General features: G+C 45.5%; 18 protein-coding genes. 16 read left to right on the forward strand and 2 right to left on the reverse strand.

The features are described 5' to 3' along the window. Positions 1 to 24: 24 nt before the first annotated feature. Positions 25 to 606: a protoglobin domain-containing protein gene (locus BM367_RS06390; protein WP_092459066.1), complete on the reverse strand. Its 582-nt coding sequence runs from the start codon at positions 604 to 606 to the stop codon at positions 25 to 27. A gap of 160 nt (positions 607 to 766) precedes the next feature. Here BM367_RS06390 and BM367_RS06395 point away from each other — a divergent pair, with 160 nt between their 5' ends. From BM367_RS06395 to BM367_RS06440, 10 genes are all read left to right on the forward strand, one after another. After that, positions 767 to 1,351, forward strand: coding sequence for an RNA polymerase sigma-70 factor (locus BM367_RS06395; protein ID WP_092459068.1), 585 nt, complete (start codon positions 767 to 769; stop codon positions 1,349 to 1,351). 77 nt (positions 1,352 to 1,428) lie between these two features. Continuing rightward, positions 1,429 to 2,625, forward strand: coding sequence for a FecR family protein (locus tag BM367_RS06400; RefSeq protein ID WP_092459070.1), 1,197 nt, complete (start codon positions 1,429 to 1,431; stop codon positions 2,623 to 2,625). Between the two features lie 210 nt (positions 2,626 to 2,835). After that, complete coding sequence (locus tag BM367_RS06405) at positions 2,836 to 6,108, forward strand: SusC/RagA family TonB-linked outer membrane protein (RefSeq protein ID WP_222842579.1); 3,273 nt, start codon at positions 2,836 to 2,838, stop codon at positions 6,106 to 6,108. Positions 6,109 to 6,120: 12 nt separating this feature from the next. Next, positions 6,121 to 7,599 (forward strand): RagB/SusD family nutrient uptake outer membrane protein, encoded by a 1,479-nt coding sequence (locus BM367_RS06410; RefSeq protein ID WP_092460944.1) that lies wholly within the window; start codon positions 6,121 to 6,123, stop codon positions 7,597 to 7,599. Positions 7,600 to 7,621: 22 nt separating this feature from the next. Beyond that, positions 7,622 to 8,452, forward strand: a complete 831-nt coding sequence (locus tag BM367_RS06415; protein ID WP_092459072.1) for a LamG domain-containing protein — start codon at positions 7,622 to 7,624, stop codon at positions 8,450 to 8,452. Next, a complete protein-coding gene (locus BM367_RS06420; RefSeq protein ID WP_245759920.1) occupies positions 8,418 to 10,217 on the forward strand; it encodes a glucoamylase family protein in 1,800 nt (599 codons plus the stop codon). Before BM367_RS06415 ends, BM367_RS06420 begins: the two co-directional genes overlap by 35 nt. 13 nt (positions 10,218 to 10,230) lie before the next feature. Further along, the gene (locus BM367_RS06425) at positions 10,231 to 11,973 is read left to right on the forward strand and encodes a family 43 glycosylhydrolase (RefSeq protein ID WP_092459074.1); all 1,743 of its coding nucleotides are present in this window, start codon (positions 10,231 to 10,233) and stop codon (positions 11,971 to 11,973) included. 17 nt (positions 11,974 to 11,990) lie between these two features. Further along, positions 11,991 to 13,355, forward strand: a complete 1,365-nt coding sequence (locus BM367_RS06430; protein WP_092460946.1) for a glucoamylase family protein — start codon at positions 11,991 to 11,993, stop codon at positions 13,353 to 13,355. A 38-nt stretch (positions 13,356 to 13,393) separates the two neighbouring features. Continuing rightward, entirely contained in the window at positions 13,394 to 14,065 is a 672-nt protein-coding gene (locus BM367_RS06435) for a GDSL-type esterase/lipase family protein (protein WP_092459076.1), read from the forward strand. A gap of 12 nt (positions 14,066 to 14,077) precedes the next feature. Then, on the forward strand, positions 14,078 to 14,353 hold the full coding sequence (locus BM367_RS06440) for a YciI-like protein (RefSeq protein ID WP_222842580.1): 276 nt from the start codon (positions 14,078 to 14,080) through the stop codon (positions 14,351 to 14,353). Positions 14,354 to 14,400: 47 nt separating this feature from the next. On the opposite strand, the gene BM367_RS06445 is transcribed toward BM367_RS06440, so the two are convergent. Then, a complete protein-coding gene (locus BM367_RS06445) occupies positions 14,401 to 16,488 on the reverse strand; it encodes a hypothetical protein (RefSeq protein ID WP_092459080.1) in 2,088 nt (695 codons plus the stop codon). Between the two features lie 74 nt (positions 16,489 to 16,562). On the opposite strand from BM367_RS06445, the gene rmuC reads away from it, so the two are divergent. From rmuC to BM367_RS06485, 6 genes are all read left to right on the forward strand, one after another. Continuing rightward, positions 16,563 to 17,945, forward strand: a complete 1,383-nt coding sequence (gene rmuC, locus BM367_RS06450) for a DNA recombination protein RmuC (RefSeq protein WP_092459082.1) — start codon at positions 16,563 to 16,565, stop codon at positions 17,943 to 17,945. A gap of 38 nt (positions 17,946 to 17,983) precedes the next feature. Then, positions 17,984 to 18,838: a glycoside hydrolase family 16 protein gene (locus tag BM367_RS06455; protein WP_222842581.1), complete on the forward strand. Its 855-nt coding sequence runs from the start codon at positions 17,984 to 17,986 to the stop codon at positions 18,836 to 18,838. 1,347 nt (positions 18,839 to 20,185) lie between these two features. After that, entirely contained in the window at positions 20,186 to 21,292 is a 1,107-nt protein-coding gene (locus BM367_RS06470) for a hypothetical protein (RefSeq protein WP_092459088.1), read from the forward strand. A 242-nt stretch (positions 21,293 to 21,534) separates the two neighbouring features. After that, positions 21,535 to 21,945, forward strand: coding sequence for a CdiA C-terminal domain-containing protein (locus tag BM367_RS06475; protein ID WP_092459090.1), 411 nt, complete (start codon positions 21,535 to 21,537; stop codon positions 21,943 to 21,945). Positions 21,946 to 22,046: 101 nt separating this feature from the next. Continuing rightward, positions 22,047 to 22,568, forward strand: coding sequence for a phage virion morphogenesis family protein (locus BM367_RS06480; RefSeq protein WP_177224136.1), 522 nt, complete (start codon positions 22,047 to 22,049; stop codon positions 22,566 to 22,568). After that, positions 22,565 to 22,942, forward strand: a complete 378-nt coding sequence (locus BM367_RS06485; RefSeq protein WP_092459094.1) for a hypothetical protein — start codon at positions 22,565 to 22,567, stop codon at positions 22,940 to 22,942. Before BM367_RS06480 ends, BM367_RS06485 begins: the two co-directional genes overlap by 4 nt. Positions 22,943 to 22,991 lie beyond the last annotated feature (49 nt).

Genomic DNA, 22,991 nt, shown 5'->3' on the forward strand with positions numbered 1-22,991 from the left:
GCTGGAAGGGATTTACAAAGGCTATTAAAATTCACCTTGTTTTACATAGGGGTAAGTCCACAGTACAACGGTAAGTACCACCGCTTTAAACCAGGCTTGATGCATCTGCTCTACCAGTTCAGCCGGATGTCCTTTTCTTGCCAGAAAAGCCCGGATGGTTGCTGTGATCGGATAAATGAAAGCCACCATATAGCGATAATGAATCAGAGGAGCTGCCTGTGCATGATCCGTCAGATTCTTTTTCGTTGCATGATGCCTTAATCCGATTTCATACTGATAGTTCAGCCAATCCTGATCGAATGGTTTCTCGCACAAATCATGGATCCATTGTCCGAATCGTTTGCGCACTGCCTGCAGATAGGATGAATCTACCTTGCCATCTTTCGCAAAATAAGCCAGCAGATGCGGATGCTGACCCACAAAACCATACCAGAGGTCCAGGATTTCATTAACCTGATCATGCAAGATTTCCCCTGCTTTGCGCAGGTATTCAGCATCTTTTTCGGTGAACATCACGGTTTGTTTCAGCAGTTCAAAATCGTGCATGGAAAACGGAGCCTCCGGTACTTGCCCGTAAGTGTAACCGGGAATGAATGTGTTAGCCATAGTGGGTGTTTTTTTTTAAGTGAAAAATTAGTTAGTATTCCTAACAAAATTAATTTTTTTCTCATTTCTCCAAATTTTATTTTTTTGCTGCGGATTTTACCGAGGTAAAATTTTTTTAAGTGAAAGCAACTTGTTAACTTAGGAAACGATACCCACTACCATGCACGAAGATGTGGATGCATATTATCGTTACCTGTGGCATCAGATAGCGGCGCTGGATGATCAGCAGGCCTACCGGAAATTATTTGATGCGTTGGCAGGCCCTCTGATCCGTTGGTCGCAGGTGTATGTGAAACAATATGAAGTGGCGGAAGAAATTGTATCAGATGTTTTCATGTGGATGTGGCAGCAGCGTTCCCGTTTGGGAAGCATTCGTCAGGTAAGGTTGTATTTGTATCAGGCCGTGAAGAACAGAAGTTTGAATTACTTGCGCACCGTACATGGCCGTACGGAATTTGAGGATATTACATCGTTTGAAGGGACGGTCATTCCTGCCATCCAGTTTGTGGCCGATGATCCCGAGCAGATTTTGTTAAACAATGAATTGCGCAGGCACATGGAAAAAGCTATTGCCAGCTTGCCTGCCCGATGTCGTTTGATTTTCAGGCTTGTGAAAGACGATGGCATGCACTACAAAGAAGTTGCAGAATTGCTGCAAATCTCCGTTAAAACAGTTGAAACCCAAATGGGCATTGCTTTTCGCAGGCTTGCCGAAGCCATTCAACCCGTTGTATCTCCCCGGTAAAAAATTTTTTATTCCTCTTTCAGGGTAGAGGGTGCTTTTCTGTGCCATAAAAATAAACCTACACCCAATCTGCACACATGGAAGCACAGGATCGGATATGGGAGCTGATGGCCAGGAAAGTGAGTGGAGAAGCTGCGCCTGAAGAGCTGGAAGAGCTGGATGAATGGATGAAAAATCATCCCGAAGCCCATTATGTGTTGGAAACCCTGATGCAGGCCTGGCATCCCACGCCTGAGAGTAATGAACGGGTGAAAAGCGGAGAATTTTTTGCCTGGCATGTGCAGCGGATGGTAGAGATGGGACAGCTCGATGCTGCTGATTTTTCTTTGGTTGATGCCGGTCGGGAAATTTATCCGTGGGAAATTGAAGAAGCGGGGCGCAGGTTACGCAGGCGCAAACTGTTGATGATGGCCGGTGGTTTGGGTATGGCTTTGTTGCTGATTGTACTGGTGTGGTGGATATGGTTGCCCGAACCGGTTCACAGGCAGGAGCCGCAGCTCAATGAAGTGGCTGTCGCTCATGCTCGTCCCAAGCTCGATACCGTAGTGGCTGCCAAAGGGGCGCGGCTGCAAGTGCTTTTGCCCGATGGATCGAAAGTGTGGTTGAATGCAGGCAGTGAGCTGGTATATGCACACGACTTTTTGCAGAAAGCCAACCGGGAGGTCCATCTGCGCGGCGAAGCCTACTTTGATGTGGTGCATCAGGATCATCATCCGTTTATCATTCACACTTCAGCTATCAACATCCGGGTATTAGGCACTGTGTTCGATGTGCGCGCCTATCCAGATGATGAAGCCACGGTAGCGGTATTGCTGAAAGGCGCCATTGAAGTAACCTTTCCCGGTCAGCCCGAACGCAGGGTGATTCTCCATCCCAGGGAAAAAATCGTGGTTCCCAACGGTGTGGGCACAAACATTCAGCTGGATACCCTGGCAGCAGCCGCCCATTCCGGATACAGTGTTTTGCCTGTGCACCCCATGCCACACGATACCATGATTGCGGAAGTATCGTGGGTACACAATGCCCTGGCCTTTCAGCAGGAATCATTTGAGGAACTGGCCCGGCAAATGGAGCGATGGTACAATGTGCAGATTCGATTTGTGGACGATGCTCCCCGGCATTATCAGTTTACGGGGATCTTCACCTCAGAATCGCTGGCCGAAGCCCTCCGGGCATTGCAGCTGGCTTCACCGCATCAGCCCTTTGCCTATCGCATCGAAAATCAAGAAGTGTACATTGGTACAGATGCAGCTCATCTCATGGTTTCACCTTAAAACCCACGCTTATGACAGAATTCAACACTTCATAAACCTACCAAAAAACGAAGGGAAATGATGGCGCATTTCCCTTCTGAACGGATGCAACCCCTTCGGCCCATACAACCGGAAGGATTTTTATTACACCCAAAACGCATGAAAATTATGAAAAATCACACATATGCGATCAGCTTTTTCTCAGGAAGCAAGTATAAAGTTTTGTTATGTATGAAATGGACAACGCTTCTCCTGCTGGCCGGCTTTGTTCAGGCTTATGCAAAAGCCTTTTCTCAGGAATCAAGGCTTAGTTTGCATCTGCAGGATGTGAAGCTTGAACGGGCTTTAAACATGATTCAGCACCGAACCGGTTACCGGTTTCTGTACAACACGGCAGAAGTGCCTGTGGATGCCCGTATCAACATTTCTGCCGACGACAGTCCCGTAGAACAAATTCTGGATTCATTGCTCAGCACTTTGCATTTAAGTTATCAGGTTTTAAATAACAAACTTGTGGTCATTGCACCGCATGCAGAGCAGCTTCAGCCCATAGAAGTGCATGGCCGGGTTACCGATTCGCTGGGACGTCCGTTGATTGGTGTAACCGTGCAGGTAAAAGGCTCTGCAGCGGGAACCGTAACCAATGATCAGGGTGAGTTTCAGATCGAAGTACCCGACGATGCCGTACTGGTGATTTCCTATGTAGGATATCAAACCCTTGAAATTCCTGTGGGTGGGCGTTCATCGCTGGTGGTTGTGCTTCACCCATCCGTATCCCAGCTGAATGAAGTGGTGGTTGTGGGGTATGGCACCCAAAAGAAAATTGATGTAACCGGGGCCGTGGCCCAGATTAAAGGAGATGATATTGCCAAACAATCATCCGTAAATGCCATCAGCAGCCTGCAGGGCAAGGTGGCAGGCGTACAAATCACCAATTCAGGCCAGCCTGGTGCATCCCCCGAAATCCGCATCCGTGGCCTGGGTACCGTCTATGGCGATCCGAATCCCCTGTATGTAGTGGATGGCGTTTGGTATAGCGATATCAGTTTCCTGAATCCGGCCGATATTGAAAGCATCAGCATCCTGAAAGATGCTTCTGCCGAATCCATCTACGGCATCCGGGCTGCCAATGGCGTGGTGCTCATCACCACCAAAAAAGGTGTTTCCGGAAAAATGAATGTGAGCTATAACGGATATACCGGTTGGCAAAGCGTAACGCATCCATTGAAAATGGCCGATGCTCATGAGTATGCCATCTTAATTAATGAACTATATCAAATCAACGGAGGCAATCCCATTTATGACCCCAATCAGTTTGGGAAAGGCACGGATTGGTATCATCAGATTTTGCGCAATGCACTCATCACCAATCATGAAATTTCCGTGAATGGGGGTACGGAAAAAACCGCATATCGTTTTTCACTTGGATATCTGGATCAACAAGGCTTGGTAGAAAAAAATGATTACAAGCGCTATACTACTTTGGTGAAAAATGATTTTCATCCACTCAATCCGCTTCATATCGGATATACCATTACCGGTGCTTATAGTTTTTCTCATGACTATCCGCCCGGCATTTTTCATGAACTTTATTCTGCAGCACCTGTGGTGCCGGTGTATTACGCCGATGGCTCATACGGAGATCCCACAGATTACAATGTAGCCGATGGTTCCAACTTCAATCCGCAGGCTACGCTCGACTTTTTCCATCAGCAGTCGCGCATTTACAGGCTTTCCGGAAATGTATTTGCAGAATTGAGCCTGGGAAAGCATCTCAGTTTCCGCACCAGCTGGGGCGGTGAGTTTGCCCAACAAGAGGTCCGCAATTACGTGCCGGTGTATAAAGCCACACTGAAACAACAAAACAGCACCAGCAAGCTTTCTCTTACGCGTGATGAAACCCGTAACTGGATTGTAGAAAACACGTTGACCTATCAGAATCAGTTTGGACCGCATCAGATCACGGTTTTAGCGGGTCAGTCGGCTCAGCGGTATAAGTTTTATGAATTGACGGCGAGTGCTGAAAATGTACCGGACAATTCCGAAGGCGATTTGTACCTTTCCCTGGGCGATCAGAATACCCGGTTTGCCAGCGACAGAGGGGATCTTTCCACGGTAGCTTCTTATTTTGGTCGGGTCAATTATGCTTTTAAGAATCGGTATTTGCTGAATGCTTCTTTACGGGCCGATGGCTCTTCCAAGTTTACCGGATCCAACCGCTGGGGCTATTTTCCTTCAGTGGGAGCTGGCTGGGTGATCAGCGAAGAAGCCTTCATGAAGCAGCAACACGCTTTCAGTTACCTGAAACTGCGGGGTAGCTGGGGTAAAATTGGCAATGCCTCGGTGCCATCGAATATTTCCGTGCTGACGGTTACCCAGATTCCGCAGTTTACGGCCGTATTTGGCAATCCGGAGGCCTATTATACCGGCGCCAGCATCACCACCATTGTGCCACCTACCACCTACTGGGAACGTGGTGTGGGAACCGATATCGGCCTGGAAGCCACTACCCTGCACGACCGGCTGAATATTGAAATCGACTGGTATAACAAAAAAACAGAAAAAGCCATCTTCGATATTCCCATCCTGGGCTCATTGGGCACTACCTCGGGTACCATTATCGGCAACCAGGCCGATTTCCAGAACCGAGGTATTGAGTTTACCTTAACCTGGGCCGATCAGATCGGATCGAAATGGCATTATTCCATCAGCGCCAATTTGAGCAACAACAACAATAAGGTGTTATCTGTAACCACCGGCGCCAACCCCATTTATCAGGCCGTGGGTACCACGGGTTCCAACAATTTCAACACCCGTACCGTTGTTGGTCAACCCATTGGAGAATTTTTTGGAAGAAAGGTGATTGGTGTTTTCCAGAGCCAGGACGATATCAACAATTATGTGGGCAAATCAGGCGCCCCCATTCAACCTACAGCCAAGCCGGGTGATTTCAAATTTGCCGATATCAATGGCGATGGCGTGATTGACGATCGGGATCGGGTGGTGCTGGGCAATCCCAATCCGAAATATTTGTATGGCATCAACACGACCTGGACGTATCAGCAGTTTGATCTCACGCTCGATTTTCAGGGTGTAGCCGGTGTGGACATTTACAATGCCAATCTGGGCTTTCGTTACGGAGGAGAAAATTTCACGCAAGATTTCTTTGATCATCGCTGGCATGGCGCGGGTACGTCGAACACCTATCCCTCGGCCAATATCGGCGGCGGACAAAACTATATTGCCAATTCATTTTATGTACAAAACGGCAGTTATTTCCGGGTCAGAAATATCCAGTTAGGTTATACTTTGCCCGATCGCCTCACGCAACGCTGGCAGATCAGCCGCTTACGCATTTATGTCAATGCGCAAAATGCCCTGAATTTCTTTTCCTACAAAGGATTTTCACCTGAAATCGGTGGGCCTCCCACCCGGGCCGGTGTGGACGTGAATGTCTATCCCATGTATGCGACTTACAATGCCGGTATTAACCTCACATTCTAAAACGAAATGACCATGAAACCATATTATCATTTCAAATATCTTCCCTGCTTGCTTGGCTTGTTGCTGATATGGACTGGTTGTTCAAAAAGCTTTCTGGATGTGCCTCCGCAGGGGCAGCAGCCCAACCAGCAATTCTGGCAAACAGAAGATGATGCCACCAAGGCCGTCAATGCCATGTATGCCAATCTGCATGAATGGAAACAGGTGGCTTTTGCGGCCATAGCCGTGGAAAGCCTGGGCTCCGATGATGCAGAAAAAGGCAGCGACCCGCAGGATGCCACCTTCATGAATGATTTCGACAATTTCACGGCAACTTCTACCGAAGGCCAGCTGCAGGATTTCTGGACCGGACAATATCAGGAAATCAATCTCTGCAACCAGGTGATTGATCATGTGGATACCATGCATTTCGATGAAAGCCTGAAGCAGCGCTACATTGCTGAAGCTAAGTTTATCCGGGCCTATTGCTATTTCAGGTTGGTACGCGCTTTTGGCGGAGTGCCTTTAAGGCTGCATTTGCCGCAGAGTCCGGCCGATTACAATTTGCCCCGGGCACCGAAAGACAGCGTGTATGCAGCCATTGAGCAGGATCTTACCGATGCAGCTGCCGTGCTTCCTGTAACCTACCCTGCTGCTGAAGTGGGACATGCCACCAAAGGGGCAGCCCTCGCATTGCATGCCAAAGTGTGCATGTATGAAAAGAAATGGCAGCAGGTGCTGGATTATACCAATCAGGTGATAGCACTGGGCATATATCATTTGTTCCCCGATTTTGAAAAAATGTTCCGCGTGCAGAATGAAAACTGTTCGGAATCGATTTTCGAAATCCAGTGTGCCTTGATTCCGGGCAACCCGGACGCTTCTAACTCACAGTATTCGCAGGTGCAGGGCGTAAGAGGCGTGGTAGGGGGTGGCTGGGGCTTTAACGTGCCCACCAGCAAACTGGCCGACAGCACGTTTGAACCGGGCGATCCGCGCCGCAATGCAACGATTATCTTTCGCGGGGGTACCACGGCCGAGGGCGATTTCATCCCCCTCACCGTTTCCAATCCCATGTACAACTACAAATCGTACGTCCCCTTCAGCATGTACCAGTCGGGCTACAACGAGGGTTGCCAGCAGAATATCCGCGTGATTCGTTATGCCGAAGTGTTGCTCATGAATGCCGAAGCCGCCAACGAACTGGGCAATACCCAGCAAGCCCTGAATTCTCTCAATCAGGTCCGGGCCCGCGCCCGTCAGGGCAATCCGAATATCCTGCCCGATGTAACTACAACCAATCAGGATAGCCTGCGGCTGGCCATCTGGCATGAACGGCATGTGGAGCTGGCCATGGAATTCGACCGGTATTTTGACGTGATCCGCCAGGGCAGAGCCGCTCAAATCTTCGGTCCTAAAGGCTGGAAAGCGGGTAAAAACGAAGTATGGCCTATTCCGCAGAATGAAATTGATTTAAGTGCCGGCGTGCTGACGCAGAATCCCGGTTATTAACACACTTCAAAACTGATTGATCATGAAACGATATATCGCCTTGCTGATGATGGTTTCTTTCTGGACGCTCATCAGCTCTTGTTATAAAAAGTTTGATCCTCACAGCTATATGCCCGCCCTTTCCATTGGAGGCTATACCAGCTCCAGTGAAGTAGGGGCTTCGCATCTGGTGGCCTACTGGTCGTTTAACGGAAGCCTGGTTGACAGTATATCTGGGACCGCAGGCACGGGGACCAATGTGGCTTTTGCCAATGGGGTGAAAGGACAGGCATTGAAAATTGGCAGTAGCAATTCCTATGTTGTCTTCCCCGGTACCAGCCGGCTGGCCAGCCTGCAGAGCTTTACGCTCACCATGTGGGTCAATGCCCAGCAAAATACCACCGGCACGGGTGGCATCCTTTCTCTTTCTGATACCACCAATTTCTGGGGCAATCTCGATGTATTTTTCGAAAACGGCAGCACATCCAATTATGGCTTGTTGAAAATTCATGTGTATAACAATGGCACAGACGCCTGGCTGGGCAACTATCAAATCAACAACCTATGGGGAGTGTGGACCAATATTGCCATCAGCTACGATGCGGCCAGCTCTACCTTTAAAGTCTTCGTGAACGGAAACAAAATGGCCACCCAAACCGTAAATAACTACGGGGCCATTCATTTCGTGGATGCCGGCCCCCTGGTGTTTGGCACATCGCAATTTAATACCACACCCAGCCTCACTTCTGCCACCGGAAGCCAGCCCTGGGCGAGCTTTTTGAATGGCCTGTTGGATGAGGTGCGCGTGTATGATCAGGCATTGAGTGAAAGCGATATCAATGCATTGGTGCGGCTGGAAGGAAGAGGAAAATAACGATTTCTGGTTTTTGGGTTTTCATCAGGGAGTAAATCCGTTTTCGGGTTGCTCCCTGAATTTTCGTCGTTTTGCTTGTCTTGCCGACATGAAGGATTTGCTGAACAAGAGGGTATTCGTGTCTATCCTATGTGGAATAAGCACCTGGCTATGGATATCCTGTACTAAACATCAGCCATCGGCCGCACAGCCTCAGCAACCACAGGTATTTCACCTGGTGAGTTTTCAAATTGATCAGCAGCAAAACATGTATCATGCCTTTCAGGTGAGTCGGCTTCCGGTGATTCAATTGCATTTTGATGGTTCGGTTGATCGTTCACAAGCCCTTTCTTTCATTCAATTGTATGATCCACAACATCGCAGCCTGTCGCTTCAGGTGTTAAACGCAAGCAGCGACAGCATTTTGTTTATATCTCCTGTCGATACCTTACAACCCCTCTCGGCCTATCAGTTGACCGTGCTGAAAGGCTTGCCTGGCAAGGGAAGTAGCAAGCTCGACAATACCTATACGATGAGCTGGATCACGGTCATTGATTCTGCCGATAAATTTCCACGTATCTCCGACAGTGCTTTGCTCACAAAGATTGAACAACAAACCTTTCGCTATTTCTGGGATTTTGCGCATCCGGTATCGGGCATGGCCCGCGAGCGCAGCACGTCGGGCGATGTATGCACCACCGGGGGCACGGGCTTTGGCATCATGGCTATCCTGGTGGGTATCGAACGACATTTCATTTCGCGAACCGATGGATTGAACCGCATTTCACAAATCGTGAATTTTCTCACCTACCATTGCACCCGTTATCACGGTGCCTTTTCGCATTGGATCAACGGAGCTACCGGTGAAACCATTCCCTTCAGTACATTAGACGACGGTGCCGATCTGGTGGAGACTGCTTACCTGATGATGGGAATGCTTTGTGCACGCCAGTATTTTCAGGCTGCTGATCCGGCCGAACAAGCGTTGCGCCAGCAAATCGATAGCTTATGGTATGGCGTGGAATGGACCTGGTTTCAGCAAAACCAGCAATCGGTGTTGTACTGGCACTGGAGCCCCAATCATGGCTGGGCTATGCAGGTGCCCATCCAGGGCTGGAATGAGGCTTTGATTACTTATCTGCTGGCCGCCTCATCTCCCAGCTTTGCCATCGGTAAAAAAGTGTACGACAGCGGCTGGGCCCAAAACGGAGCCATGCGCAACGGACAATCCTACGAAGGCATCACCTTGCCTTTAGGCCCGGCTTATGGCGGTCCGCTGTTTTTTGCGCATTATACTTTTCTGGGGCTGGATCCGCATGTGCGGGATGCTTATGCTGATTACTGGCAGCAAAATGTGGCTCATGCCACCATCCATTATCGCTATTGCGTGGATAATCCTTTGCATTTCAACGGATACAGCACGGCCTGCTGGGGACTTACCGCCAGCGATGATCCATCCGGATATGCTGTGCATGATCCTATGCATGATGATGGAGTCATTGCTCCTACAGCGGCCGTTTCGTCCCTGCCTTACACGCCCGAGGCTGCTATGCAGGCTATTCGGTTTTATTACTATACCCTGGGTGATAAACTCTGGGGCGATTATGGGTTTACAGATGCGTTTAATCTTTCTGTTCCCTGGTTTGATAATCAGTATCTGGCCATTGATCAGGGCCCGCAGGTGGTGATGATTGAAAACTACCGCAGCGGCCTGTTGTGGCGCTTGTTCATGAGCTGTCCGGAAGTGCAGCAGGGATTGGTGAAACTTGGGTTTACGAATTTTTAAATACACATTTCAAATGAAGAAATCTGTTTTATTGGGCATCTGCGTATGCGCTTTTGGTTTCAATTTATGGGCGCAACATCGTCCACAAACCTATTGCAATCCCATCAACATCGATTATGGATATTGTCCTATTCCGGATTTTACGCAATGGGGCAAACATCGCACCACAGCCGATCCGTTGATTGTACGCTATCAACACGATTATTATTTGTTTTCCACCAATCAACAGGGTTATTGGTGGAGTGATGATTTGAATAACTGGCATTTCATAGTCCGATCGTTCCTGAATGAAGCACAGAAAAAACGCACCTACGATGATTTATGTGCGCCGGCCGTGTGGGTTATGGGCGATACCATGCTGGTATTTGGTTCTACCTACACCGATGATTTTCCTATCTGGATGAGTACCGATCCCCGATCCAATCAATGGAAGCATGCTGTAGATTCTTTTCGGATCGGCGGCTGGGATCCGGATTTTTTTCTGGATGACGACGGACGCCTGTACATGTACAATGGCAGCAGCAATGCTTATCCCATTTATGGTGTGGAAATTGACCGGCACAGCTTTCAACCCAAAACGGCTCGAAAAGAATTGTTGCTGTTACAACCCTGGCGCTATGGCTGGCAAAGGTTTGGCGAATACAACGACAATATTTTTCTGGATCCGTTTATTGAAGGGGCCTGGATGACCAAGCACAACGGCAAATATTATTTGCAATTTGCTGCGCCGGGCACGGAATTCAGTGGATATGCCGATGGAGTGGCCGTAGGAGAGAGTCCCCTGGGGCCTTTTCAGTTTCAATCCGATCCGCTGAGCTACAAACCCGGCGGCTTTGCACGGGGAGCCGGCCATGGCAGCACGTTTCAGGATGATAGCGGCAGATGGTGGCATGTATCCACGATTCGCATTTCAGTAAAAAACAATTTTGAACGCCGCATTGGCATCTGGCCGGCTGGCTTTGATGAAGATGGTGTGATGTATGGCAATACGGCTTTTGGCGATTATCCCCATTACTTGCCCGGCAGTGCCCAGGCCGGACAGTTTACCGGGTGGATGTTGCTCAACTATGCCAAGCCGGTACAGGTTTCTTCTACCGATGGCGCGCATTACGCCAACTTTGCGGTAGATGAAGATATCCGTACCTACTGGAGTGCGGCCACTGGAAATGCAGGTGAGTGGATCGTTTCAGACCTGGGGGCCGTCTCCACTATCCGGGCTGTTCAGATTAACTATGCCGATCAGGATGCTGCATTTATGGGTAAACAACAAGGCATTTATCATCAATATCAAATATTCGATTCAAAGGATGGCGTTCATTGGCATTTACTGATAGATAAAAGCAACAACCAGACGGATGTACCGCACGATTATGTGGAACTCGATATGCCGGTAGAAGCCCGTTATGTGAAAATGGTAAACCTGCACATGCCCACCGGCAAATTTGCATTAAGTGGATTGCGGGTGTTTGGAAACGGCCATGGTATTAAACCAGATTCGGTGCAGCAATTCATGGTATTGCGTACGGAAAAGGACAAACGCAGCGCCTGGATTCGCTGGAGCCCGGTCAATAACGCCTATGCATATCAGATTTACTACGGCACCGATCCGCACAAACTGTATAACTGCATCCTGGTGTATGCCGATAATCAATATTTCTTTGAAGGCATGGATCGGGAAAAAACCTATTATTTCACGATTGAAGCCCTCAATGAAAACGGCGTTTCAAACAGAAAATCGGTTCTGGAAGTTCAGTAAAACAACTGTACATGAATATGAAACAGACATTTTATGCATGCAGCATCCTGGGGCTTATGTGGATCTGTTCGGCTTATGTTGTGCTTAAACAGCCACAGATTGCTTTCCCCGATCGGCTTGCCCGGCCATCCGATGAAGCTTTGCTGGATAGTGTAGAACGAGCCAGCTTTCGGTATTTCTGGCAGGGTGCCGAGCCCCGTTCCGGCATGGCACGCGAGCGGATTCATGTAGATGGCATTTATCCACAACATGATGCAGATGTGATTGCTGTGGGCGGAAGCGGATTTGGCATCATGGCCATTCTGGCCGGCATGCATCGTGGTTATATTACGCATGAAGAAGGGGTGAAACGCCTGCAACAGATGGTTGATTTTCTCAAAACAGCCGATCGTTTTCACGGCGCCTGGCCACACTGGCTGTATCCGAATGGTAAGGTAAAACCCTTCAGTCCGAAAGACGATGGGGGCGATATTGTGGAAACCGCTTATCTGGTGCAGGGATTGTTGTGTGCAAGGCAGTATCTCATGCAGGGCCATTCTGCAGCACAATCGTTGGCCCGTGAAATCGACACCCTGTGGCGAACTGTGGAGTGGAACTGGTATCAGCACGGACAACAGGTATTGTACTGGCACTGGAGTCCCGATCATGGCTGGGCCATGAACTTTCCCATTCATGGCTATAACGAATGCCTGATTGCTTATGTGCTGGCCGCTTCTTCGCCTACGCATGCCATTCCGGCATCGGCTTATCATCAAGGTTGGGCGGAAGATGGCAAAATCGTTGCTCCTTCCCGATATTTTGGATATGAACTGCAATTGCATCATCAGGGTGCACCCATGGGCGGGCCTTTGTTCTGGGCACATTACAGTTATTTGGGCTTAAACCCACATGGATTAAAAGACGAGTATGCCGATTACTGGAAGGAAAACCTGGATCAAACGATGATCAATTATTTGTGGTGTGTGAAAAATCCCCTGCACTACAAAGGCTATGGCCCGGATAACTGGGGATTAACGGCCAGTTATTCGGTGGATGGTTATGCCGCGCACGCGCCCGGCAATGAAACCGATCTGGGTGTAATTTCCCCCACGGCTGCTGTTTCCTCTATTGTGTATACACCGAAAGAATCCTTGCAGGCGATTCGTTATTGGCTCACCAATCCGGAAATGAAACATAAGCTATGGGGGCCTTATGGTTTTTATGATGCCTTCAGTGAAACGGCCAACTGGTATCCCAAACGCTATCTGGCCATTGATCAGGGCCCGCAGGTGGTGATGATTGAAAACTATCGCAGTGGCCTGCTATGGCGCTTGTTCATGAGCTGTCCGGAAGTGCAGCAGGGATTAAAAAAATTAGGGTTTCAATTTACAGCCTTGAAGTAAGCAGGATTGTGTAGTTTTGGCAAAACCATGCTGTTGCTATGCGTTTTTCTCTTTTCATTCTTTGTTTGATACAATTTGTTTTTGCCGTTAATCCGGCTCAGGCACAGGCTGTACATCCTCCGTTCTGGAATGAGATCCAACAATTCAAACAACAGGATAGCCTGAATCCTCCTCCAGCACATGCGATTTTATTCGTGGGTAGTTCTTCATTCCGTATCTGGAAAACCCTGTCTGATGATTTTCCGGGTTATACCGTCATCAACCGGGGTTTTGGTGGATCTACTATTCCCGATGTGATGCGTTATGCTGATGAAATCATTTTCCCCTATCATCCCAAACAAATTGTGATTTATTGTGGGGATAACGATGCAGCATCTTCATCCATCATCACGGTGGATAGCATTTACAATCGTTTTGTTCAACTGTATGATCTGATCCGAAAAAAATTACCAGACGCGGAAATCACTTTCATCTCCATCAAACCCAGTCCCAGCCGCCAGCAGCTGATGCCATTGATGGACGCAGCCAACTGGAAGATTCAACAATTTTTATCAAAACAACCGCATGCTAATTTCATTGATGTATATCATCTTATGCTTGATGAAAAAGGACTTCCCAGAAAAGATTTGTTTCTGCCCGATATGTTGCACATGAATAGAAAAGGGTATCTCATTTGGATTCAAGCCATTCAACCACATTTAATCCAATAAAAATCTGACATCATGTACTATGTATTGTTTTATGAATTGGTAAATGATTACATGGAACGTCGCAAACCCTTGCGTGAAGCCCATTTGCAGCTCATCCGGGATTTGCATGCTCAGGGATATGCAATAATGGCTGGTGCATTGGACAATCCGCCTGACCGGGCATTGCTGGTTTTCCGTACAGATGATGTTTCTGTGATCGAACAATTTGTAAAACAGGATCCTTACGTGCAGCACGGATTGGTTACCCATTGGGAAATAAGACCCTGGCATGTAGTGGTGGGAGGATAGGCAGGATGGTATTTTCCGAATGAATACTTCATTCCTGCTGGTTTACTTTATTTTTCGGCTGTCAATACAAAAAGCGGATTTTCTGTAATCCGCAAGCTTACCTTTCCATGCGCATCTGTTTGCAGCATATTCCTTTCTCCGGTAAAACTTTTATCCTGCAAGCGTACGGTTTCAATCAGGGTATGAGGTTTGAGATGAAATTCAAATTTGTGGATAATCTTATTTTCAGTCGTCGGGCACCAGATGGCATAAATCACACTATCGGGATGTAAAGCATTTCGAAACCGATAAATCCATACCGAATCGCCTGGATGTTCGCGTATGATGGCATCGGCGCGATAATGAAACATCAACTGGTAAAACGTGGCGAGATAATAGTAAACCGGATAAGCCGAATAATTCATCACCCCATCAGGCCTGCGGTAATTATCCATGACGCCCGTGGTATTAAAGCGATGAATACCCGAACTATCATAGTCTTGCTGTTGCCCATCATTACGCATCTGAAATAAAGTATTCACTTTCACTCCCGTGAAAGCGATAGCCAGCTCTGCACGAATAACCCACCAGGCTTGCAATGTAGCGCTGTCCACACCCGGAATTACGGGCACGGCCAGATCACTTTTTCGGTTGCGATCATATCCCCATTCGGTGTACCAGACTTCTTTACCGGGGTCCAGATTATGGATGAAATCCACATAACGTTTGATTTTCTGCCGCAGGCTGTCTTGTTCGGGCGAAACAGCATGCTGGTTGCGGATAAAAGCATAATGATGGAAATTATAGATATCGATAAACTTTTTGTGATCTTTTCTTCGGTAGTACATGTAATAATTGAATGCCTTCACGAAATTCGAATCCATGTAGTAGGTACCAAACATGATATGCTTCATGTGCGGATCGGCATTTTTCACACCCAGCAGCGATGAAGGTGGGGCACCATTGCCATCGTCAAACATCGTGGCATAAGCAAAATAGGCATCGGCTTGCATGGGATGTGCAATCCAGTCAGCATCGCGTTCATTCCCATCTTCTACGGCATCATAAGCTTGCTGGTGGAGCGAATCGGGGAAATTGATTTGGTGATAAGGATCGGTCGCATTTCCTTTTCCCATGACCACACCAAACAAGTAAGCCATGCGCGCCACCCGGTCGTAGGAAGCTGGATCGGAAAGGCTTCCCTGCGGATGCGCAACATGATCCATGGGCATATCTTCCCAGTGATTGATGGGCAATGATCCCTGAATGGCAAGAAATTTATGTTGGCCATGTGCTTGGAAAATTTTGCCGCTGTTTACCAGGCCATTATAGGGAAATTCAAAGTAAGTGAGATGTTGTGTATCCGGAAAAGCATAATGAACAATATGACTGTAATGGCTATACCGGTCAAATACAAAATGGATCTTGTTGATATCGTGTTCAAAAATGGCGGTATCTATCCAGGGCATGTTTTCATAGCATCGAATCCATTTCCCCAGCGCAAATTGGGGCGGATAAGGAAAATCGTTAAAAGAAACTATACCCATTTCTTCACCTATAGTGGGATAAGCATATTCATGCCTGACCAGCGGCCGGTTAGACAATCTTTTGCCCATAAGATTTCCGTATAACAGTATTTCCTTTACGACGCTTTGTTGACCAGTTAACACGATATACAAGTAACGCGTTTGAATGTGTATCTGCAAGTGAATCCATTGGTTGTAATGATCGGTGGTAGTGGCCAGCAGCAAATACCAGTGGTCGGGTTCGCCATAGTAGATATAAAAACTATCCACGCCGTTTGCATCGTAATAATACATATCGCTCAGAGCATAAAGGCCGCCCAGATCGAGCACCCCCCTGAGCGGATAATATTTTTGCGGCGAATACCTGACCTGAGGAGCCGACCGGGGTATGTCGGAGTTGAAAGGTTTCAGGTATTGTTCATCAAACAGCCGGTAGAGCGTACTATCGCGATCCAGCTCAGTGAATTCGGCAAACGTGGTATCGCCCTTGTACCAGTAGCCAAAAGGATGAACAACGATTTGTTGCTGGCCGCAGGAAGGCAGAGCCAGTAGCAGGCTCATCAACCAGAGTTTCCAGGCCGGGGTGAGCTTCATGAGTTTAAAAATACAAGGATTCCAATGGATTTGCATGTTTTAGAAAGGAAAAACACATTACGCATATAGGTTGCATTGTTTTACTTTAATTTTGAATAAATCATTTTATCATGAACCTATTATTCTTCGTCGTGCTGGCCATTTTAGCTGTGGCCGCTTTTCTCATTGGCTGGTTCATTGCCAGGGTTAGGGTTCAGGCCCAATGGAGTCGGGACCTGGAAAATGCCCGTTTGCAGATACAGGAAGTTCAGCAACAACTTTCCCGGTATCAAACACAAAGTGAGCTATATCAGCAACAATATCAAGATACCAATGCCCAGCTTCAACAAAAAGAACAAAAAATTGAGCAACTCATTGCAGAAAACCATCAGCTACACGCCCTTAACGAACAGCTAAAGCAAAAACTGTCTGAACAAAAAGAAGAGATACAGGAAATCCGCAAGCAGTTTCATCAGGAATTTGAAAACCTGGCCAACCGCATCTTTGAAGAAAAGTCTAAAAAATTCACCGAGCAAAACACCGAACGCATCCGGGAAATCCTGAATCCCCTGAAAGAAAAAATCGGTGAATTTGAAAAGAAAGTAGAAGAATCCAACAAAGAAAACATCCAAAATCATTCGGCATTAAAAACCGAACTGGAACATCTCAAACAGCTGAACCAGCAAATCACGGAAGAAGCCAGAAATCTTACAAAGGCTTTAAAAGGCGAAAGCAAAACACGCGGGATATGGGGGGAAATGATTTTGAAAAGAATTTTGGAATTATCCGGACTCGAAAAAGGTCGGGAATACGTCCAGCAGGAGAGCTTCACGGGTGATCATGGTAACCGTTTACAACCCGATGTGGTGATTTATTTGCCTGGTGATAAATACCTGATTATTGATGCCAAAGTCTCGCTGGTGGCCTATGAAAATTATGTGCATTCTGATAATCCCCAGGAGCAGGATCAGCTGTTACGCCAGCATGTACAGTCTATACGCAATCATATTGATGGATTGAGTAAAAAAAATTACCCGAATATTCATGGCCAGCAATCATTGGATTTTGTGTTTCTTTTTATGCCGATAGAAGCTGCCTTTTTATTGGCTTTAAAAGTAGATAACGATTTGTATGAATATGCTTTTCATAAAAACATCATCATTGTTGGACCTTCCAATCTGCTAGCTACTTTGAAATTGGTAGCCACGATCTGGCAGCAGGAAAAGCAACAAAAAAATGCCCAGCAAATTGCTGAAGAAGCCAAAAAAATGCTCGATAAATTTTCTATCTTGTGTCAACGACTGGAAGAATTGGGTGATCGAATCCGGAAAACGCAGGAGGTGTATGAAAGTACCATGATAACATTAACCGGTCGTGGTAATCTCTTGAATATAGCTAAGCGAGTAGGGCGGCTGGGCGTTTCTCCAAGTAAGGCATTGCCGCAAGCCTTGTTGCAGGCAGCTGAGGATGAGGAGGAAGATGAGCAGGTAAATGGACAAATACAGCACGAATAGATTTTCTTGAATATGGATTGGCGTAAAAAAAATTTCCCATGATCTGCTTTCTGCTAAATCTGGCTATGATGTGGATGAGCGGAAAAACATTTTTGCTTTTTCCCTTGCCAGCCCATCTCTGCTCTAATACCATTCTTCAGGATACGGGGCATATGCATTGGCAGCTTGTCTGGCATGATGAGTTTGATGATTCTGGTTTGCCCGATAGCACCAAATGGAATTATGAACAGGGTTATCTGCGCAATCATGAAAAGCAATATTATACGAAAGCTCGGCCGGAAAATGCGCGTGTGGAAAATGGGATGCTCATTATTGAAGCTCGAAATGATTCTGCATTTATCGATGGCGCCGTGCGGCCCATTACCTCTGCCAGTTTGATTACCCATGGTAAGGCCAGCTGGACTTATGGGCGTATAGAAGTGAGAGCTAAGCTGCCACGTGGGCGTGGTACCTGGCCAGCCATCTGGATGTTGGGCGATGATATTCACCAGGTGGGATGGCCTGCCTGCGGTGAAATTGATATCATGGAACATGTGGGTTTTGATCCCGGTAAGATTCATGGCAGCATTCACACCGGCGCGTACAACTGGCCGCAAAATACTCAGAAAACTGCCATCATAGATGTGCCGGATTGTATGGATGCTTTTCATGTGTATGCAATTGAATGGACGCCTGAGTATATTGATTTTTATGTGGATAGCATCCGGTATCTGCATTTTGCAAATGAACATAAAACCTTTGCAGAATGGCCCTTTGATAAACCCTGTTATTTGATCTTGAATATTGCAATAGGGGGTGATTGGGGTGGGCAACATGGCATTGATCCCAACATTTTCCCCGCAAGGATGGAAGTTGATTATGTACGGGTGTATCAAAAGAAATCAGATGAATGATATTTGAATCGTTGAATCGCAAATTTTTCTGCAACAACAATGTTGCTTGTGATTCGGATATTTATAGGTTTCAGAGAATCATTTTACCGGCCATGCCGGAAATACGCATGCTGACTATCCCGTTTATAAATGGCTGTTTCTAAACCGTTGTGCTGCCGGAATTGATTTTGATGGCTGACGCTTACACGGTGCAATCTTGCTGCTGGTCATCACACTTATGTACTTCATCTGGGAACTTTGTGTAGCATGCTGTCCGCAGCTGAGCTTGCTATGTGGCCAACCTATGTGCAGGGGTAATAAAAAAACCCCGGTAACGATGCCGAGGTCTTTTTATGCAGATTCACTTGCCATTAGCGCTGGTGGGGCACCAGCCGGCCCCGCCCCCATCATCTGCCAGGTGCTGGCCAGGCCTTTAACCCGCCATGGCTCGCTACATCACAAAATTAATTTTTTTTGGCATACTTGCTATCAAAAAATTGTAAATCATGTTTCGCCTGCAATTCCGTTTCTTCCGGAAGCCGGCTCATCGGTTGGGTAAGCATGTGTTGAAATTTTCCAAAAAAAATATTTTTGTTATACTTGCATTGGTCTGGGCTGCGGCCCGGATCACCCCCAACTAAAAGGTTGGGATTTTTTATTTCATGCATTCTATACATTTTCCCCTGGTATAAAAATCACCCTTTTTCAAATCGATTTTTGTTTTAAATCTTCCTTTTGCGATAGGTGCGGGCTTTGTGATTTGCTTTCAAAAACGCTCTTTGATAAACTTCCAACAACCGTTAAAATGGAAAAGAAGGGTAAATAATCACTATTACCCAGGAAAAATTTTAGTAAAAATCAAGTTATTCATTTTCAATAACTTAAAGTTTAAAAAATGTATTATTAAAAACATTCTCCTTTATGGCTTTGCGTTTGAATTATTATAGGATAAAATGATTTTCTGCACCTCTTCTCTGGATTAAACAATCAGTAATCTGTATTCCCTGCTACTGGGATATAAACAATTCAGTTGATAATTTTTACCCCACATCGGTAGTACAAAAACTGAACGGCACCCGCCCAATTTTTTGATAAGACATAGAGATATTTACGGGATATTATTGGGAAATGCATTTCAGAATGCGGATATGGCATTTTTGTAAGATTGAATGAAAGAAACCGCATAGCGGTTAATTTCTATAAGTTCCGTAAAATTTTCCAAAATTTTCTGTTTTTTTCAGATTACGCCATGTTCTATTATTTTAGAAGCTTTCCAGCCCTAAGTATTCAAAAAAAAGAATTTATTGCATATATTTACGTATTATGTGCTATCGCCTTTGTAAACAGGTATAAATAGGGAGTTAAAAAATGAGAGATGTAGTGAATTGCATTAAAAAGTATGTTGAAATTACGAATGATGATAAATTCAAACATCATTGGAAATTATTATCACATAAATTAATAGCTGGTGTGCAAAATAGTTACAAAAAACCTGAAAATCATATAGTTAAAATTATTGAATCTATTATAAATAGCGTGGGGACATTCAAAACACAAGGGAAAAGCTTGAAGTTTAGCATTAAAACTAATTCCATTTTTATTCACGGTAATAAATCTTACGTAGAATTTAGTTATGATGGGAATAACACTAAAAGAGAACTTGGGGATATTATTTTCATATTATCTATTGTATGTAATAGCAAAAAATATTTTGAGAAAATGACTATAAATCAAGTAAAAAAATCAAAAGATGTTTCATGGAGTTTTTCTAGTAGAAGTGCTAAAGAGCAGGTTTATTTACTTTCCAGATTCCCAACGTTTAAGGGAGCAAAGAATTCACTAATACCTTCAAATGAATACAGTTTACCTAATTATTTAGGTTGTCTGGGCAGTCATGGGTTGCTTTATTTTCCAGGTGATTTTGCTCTAATTAGTTCAAAGAAATTAGAAGTTCTTTTATCAAAAAAAAGTACTATATCGCTTTATGATTTATTCAAATTGGAGATGGAAACTATACAAACTATTATGTGCCCTTTTTGTTTATTATTTGATTATGATATTGAGGAATGCTTTTATTTTTTTCATAAGCTTATCCACTATTTACCTGGATATTATAGATATTCCCCATTTGTTTGTAATTTGCCAATATTAGGAAATAATTGCATAGCATTTAATTCGTATGATTTCTCAAATAAATATTTGCTTGGACATATAGGAGAATTGGTATACGCAAAAAATATACCCTATAACAGTTCGGCTCTCCGATTTTTACAAGTTTTGCTTAATGCCATTAAAAGAAAAGCAGAAAATGACCGGCTAGAAAATATTTTGAATTTCATAGGTTCTTTTTATAGCAACGAATACGCAAATTCAGATGATGGAAGTGGGAGAGAAGAAAATGAAGGATTTAACTATGAAAGAGGCAGTATTGGTATTATCCATACAATAGTAGATTTAGAGGAGTTTAATAAATGATGGAGACAGTGTACAACAAGTAGATATCTGGCTCCATTTCACTCCACCCAACTCTTTGCTGCCATTGGATTTCAGATACCCGCCACTACGTTACTGCCAATGCAAATATAACCTCCTGATTAAAAATTTATTATTTCTTCAATTTCAAATAGCTGTACCTTCGTTTCTTATATGTTGTGATTTGCTTTCAAACTTTTTGTCGCTTAGCTCTTTAAAAGCTTATTGGCTATCATGTAAGCCGATTGGAAACCGAATACCGCACTGCTGTTGCCAGCCTGCCTGCCGGCAGGCAGGTTTCTACAGATTTGGCAGATGGAGGGAAAAAAGTTGAAATATTGCCTGAGATTCCTGAAACAGAGGCAGAAAGAAGAAGCAAAATACTACCCAATGCATTTCCCAGAAAAAATCCTGACTTGCGTGTTAACGGTGAATATTTTGAAGTAAAAAGACCAGAGAATTTAACAATAAATGCTATAGATCAAAACATTAGGAAAGCAAGCCATCAAGCATCTAATGTAATTATCATTATAGAAAATGAAATGAACCTATCAACACTTGAAAGTATCACAAAAGAAAGATTTGACCAGCATGCTAATTTGAACAAAGTGATTTTTTATTATCAAGGTAAATTTTATGAATTCAAGAGGAAATAAAAAACCCAACCTTGCGGTTGGGATGGTCCGGGCCGCAGCCCAGTCCAATACAAAAATATCAAATCGTATTCCGCATTAGAAAAAATTATTGTTAAAATATTGTGAAAACTGATGCATTCATAAACCGGGTTTTGGGTCTCATTCGCCAGCTGCCTCCCATTATAGGCAATGAAGCCGTGAATTTTTTTAAAACCAATTTCAGGCTACAGGGCTGGCAGGGGCAAACTTTTGAGCCCTGGCCCAAACGCAAACGCGAAACCAAGCGCAGCCTGGGTAAGCCCATTTTAATACAAACCGGCGCACTGGAACGCAGCATTCAGGTGAAGCAAGTAAGTCAAAACGCCGTTGTGGTGGGCACCAGCAGCGCTATCCCATATGCCCGGATACACAATGAAGGGGGCACCATTGTGCAGGCTCCCCGTTCCGAAACATTCATCAGAAACAGATACAAACGCGGAGTTAAAAAGGGTAAGTTCCAACCTGGAAAGATACCCGGCCGGGGATTCACCTATGGGCAGCGCATTATTCACATACCGCGCAGGCAATTTATGGGCGACAGCCCGGTGTTGCGCGCGGAGATTCAAAAACGAATTATTCAGGAAGTAAAACAATTCATCAAATGAAGCAGATATTTGAAACCATCATGCAATTGCTTACCAGTGTGCAAGCCCTAAAATACATTGACCTGGATAAAGGTCAGATCGATCAATATGACATCCGCCCGGCTATTGCATTTCCAGCGGCATTGATAAGCCTGGAAATAATGAATGCCGATGATGAAACAGATACCCTGCAGCGCGTTCAATTGCAGATTACCATACGCGTAGCCTTCGACTTTTCGCCTTCTACCAGCGCTATTGCTCCAGCAGATGTGCGATCAACGAATCTGCAGTTTTTCGATGTGGTGGATGGCATCTATCACGCCCTGCAGGGTTATACAGATGAAACAATTGATAGCATCAGCCGCCTTTCATTGCGCAATGAACTGCGGTTGTGATTAGCTTTCATTTTTCAACGGAGTTGAAAAACACGAATACCTTATAAGA

The sequence above is a fragment of the Thermoflavifilum thermophilum genome (assembly GCF_900116565.1).
In the GTDB taxonomy this organism is placed as follows: Bacteria; Bacteroidota; Bacteroidia; order Chitinophagales; family Chitinophagaceae; genus Thermoflavifilum; species Thermoflavifilum thermophilum.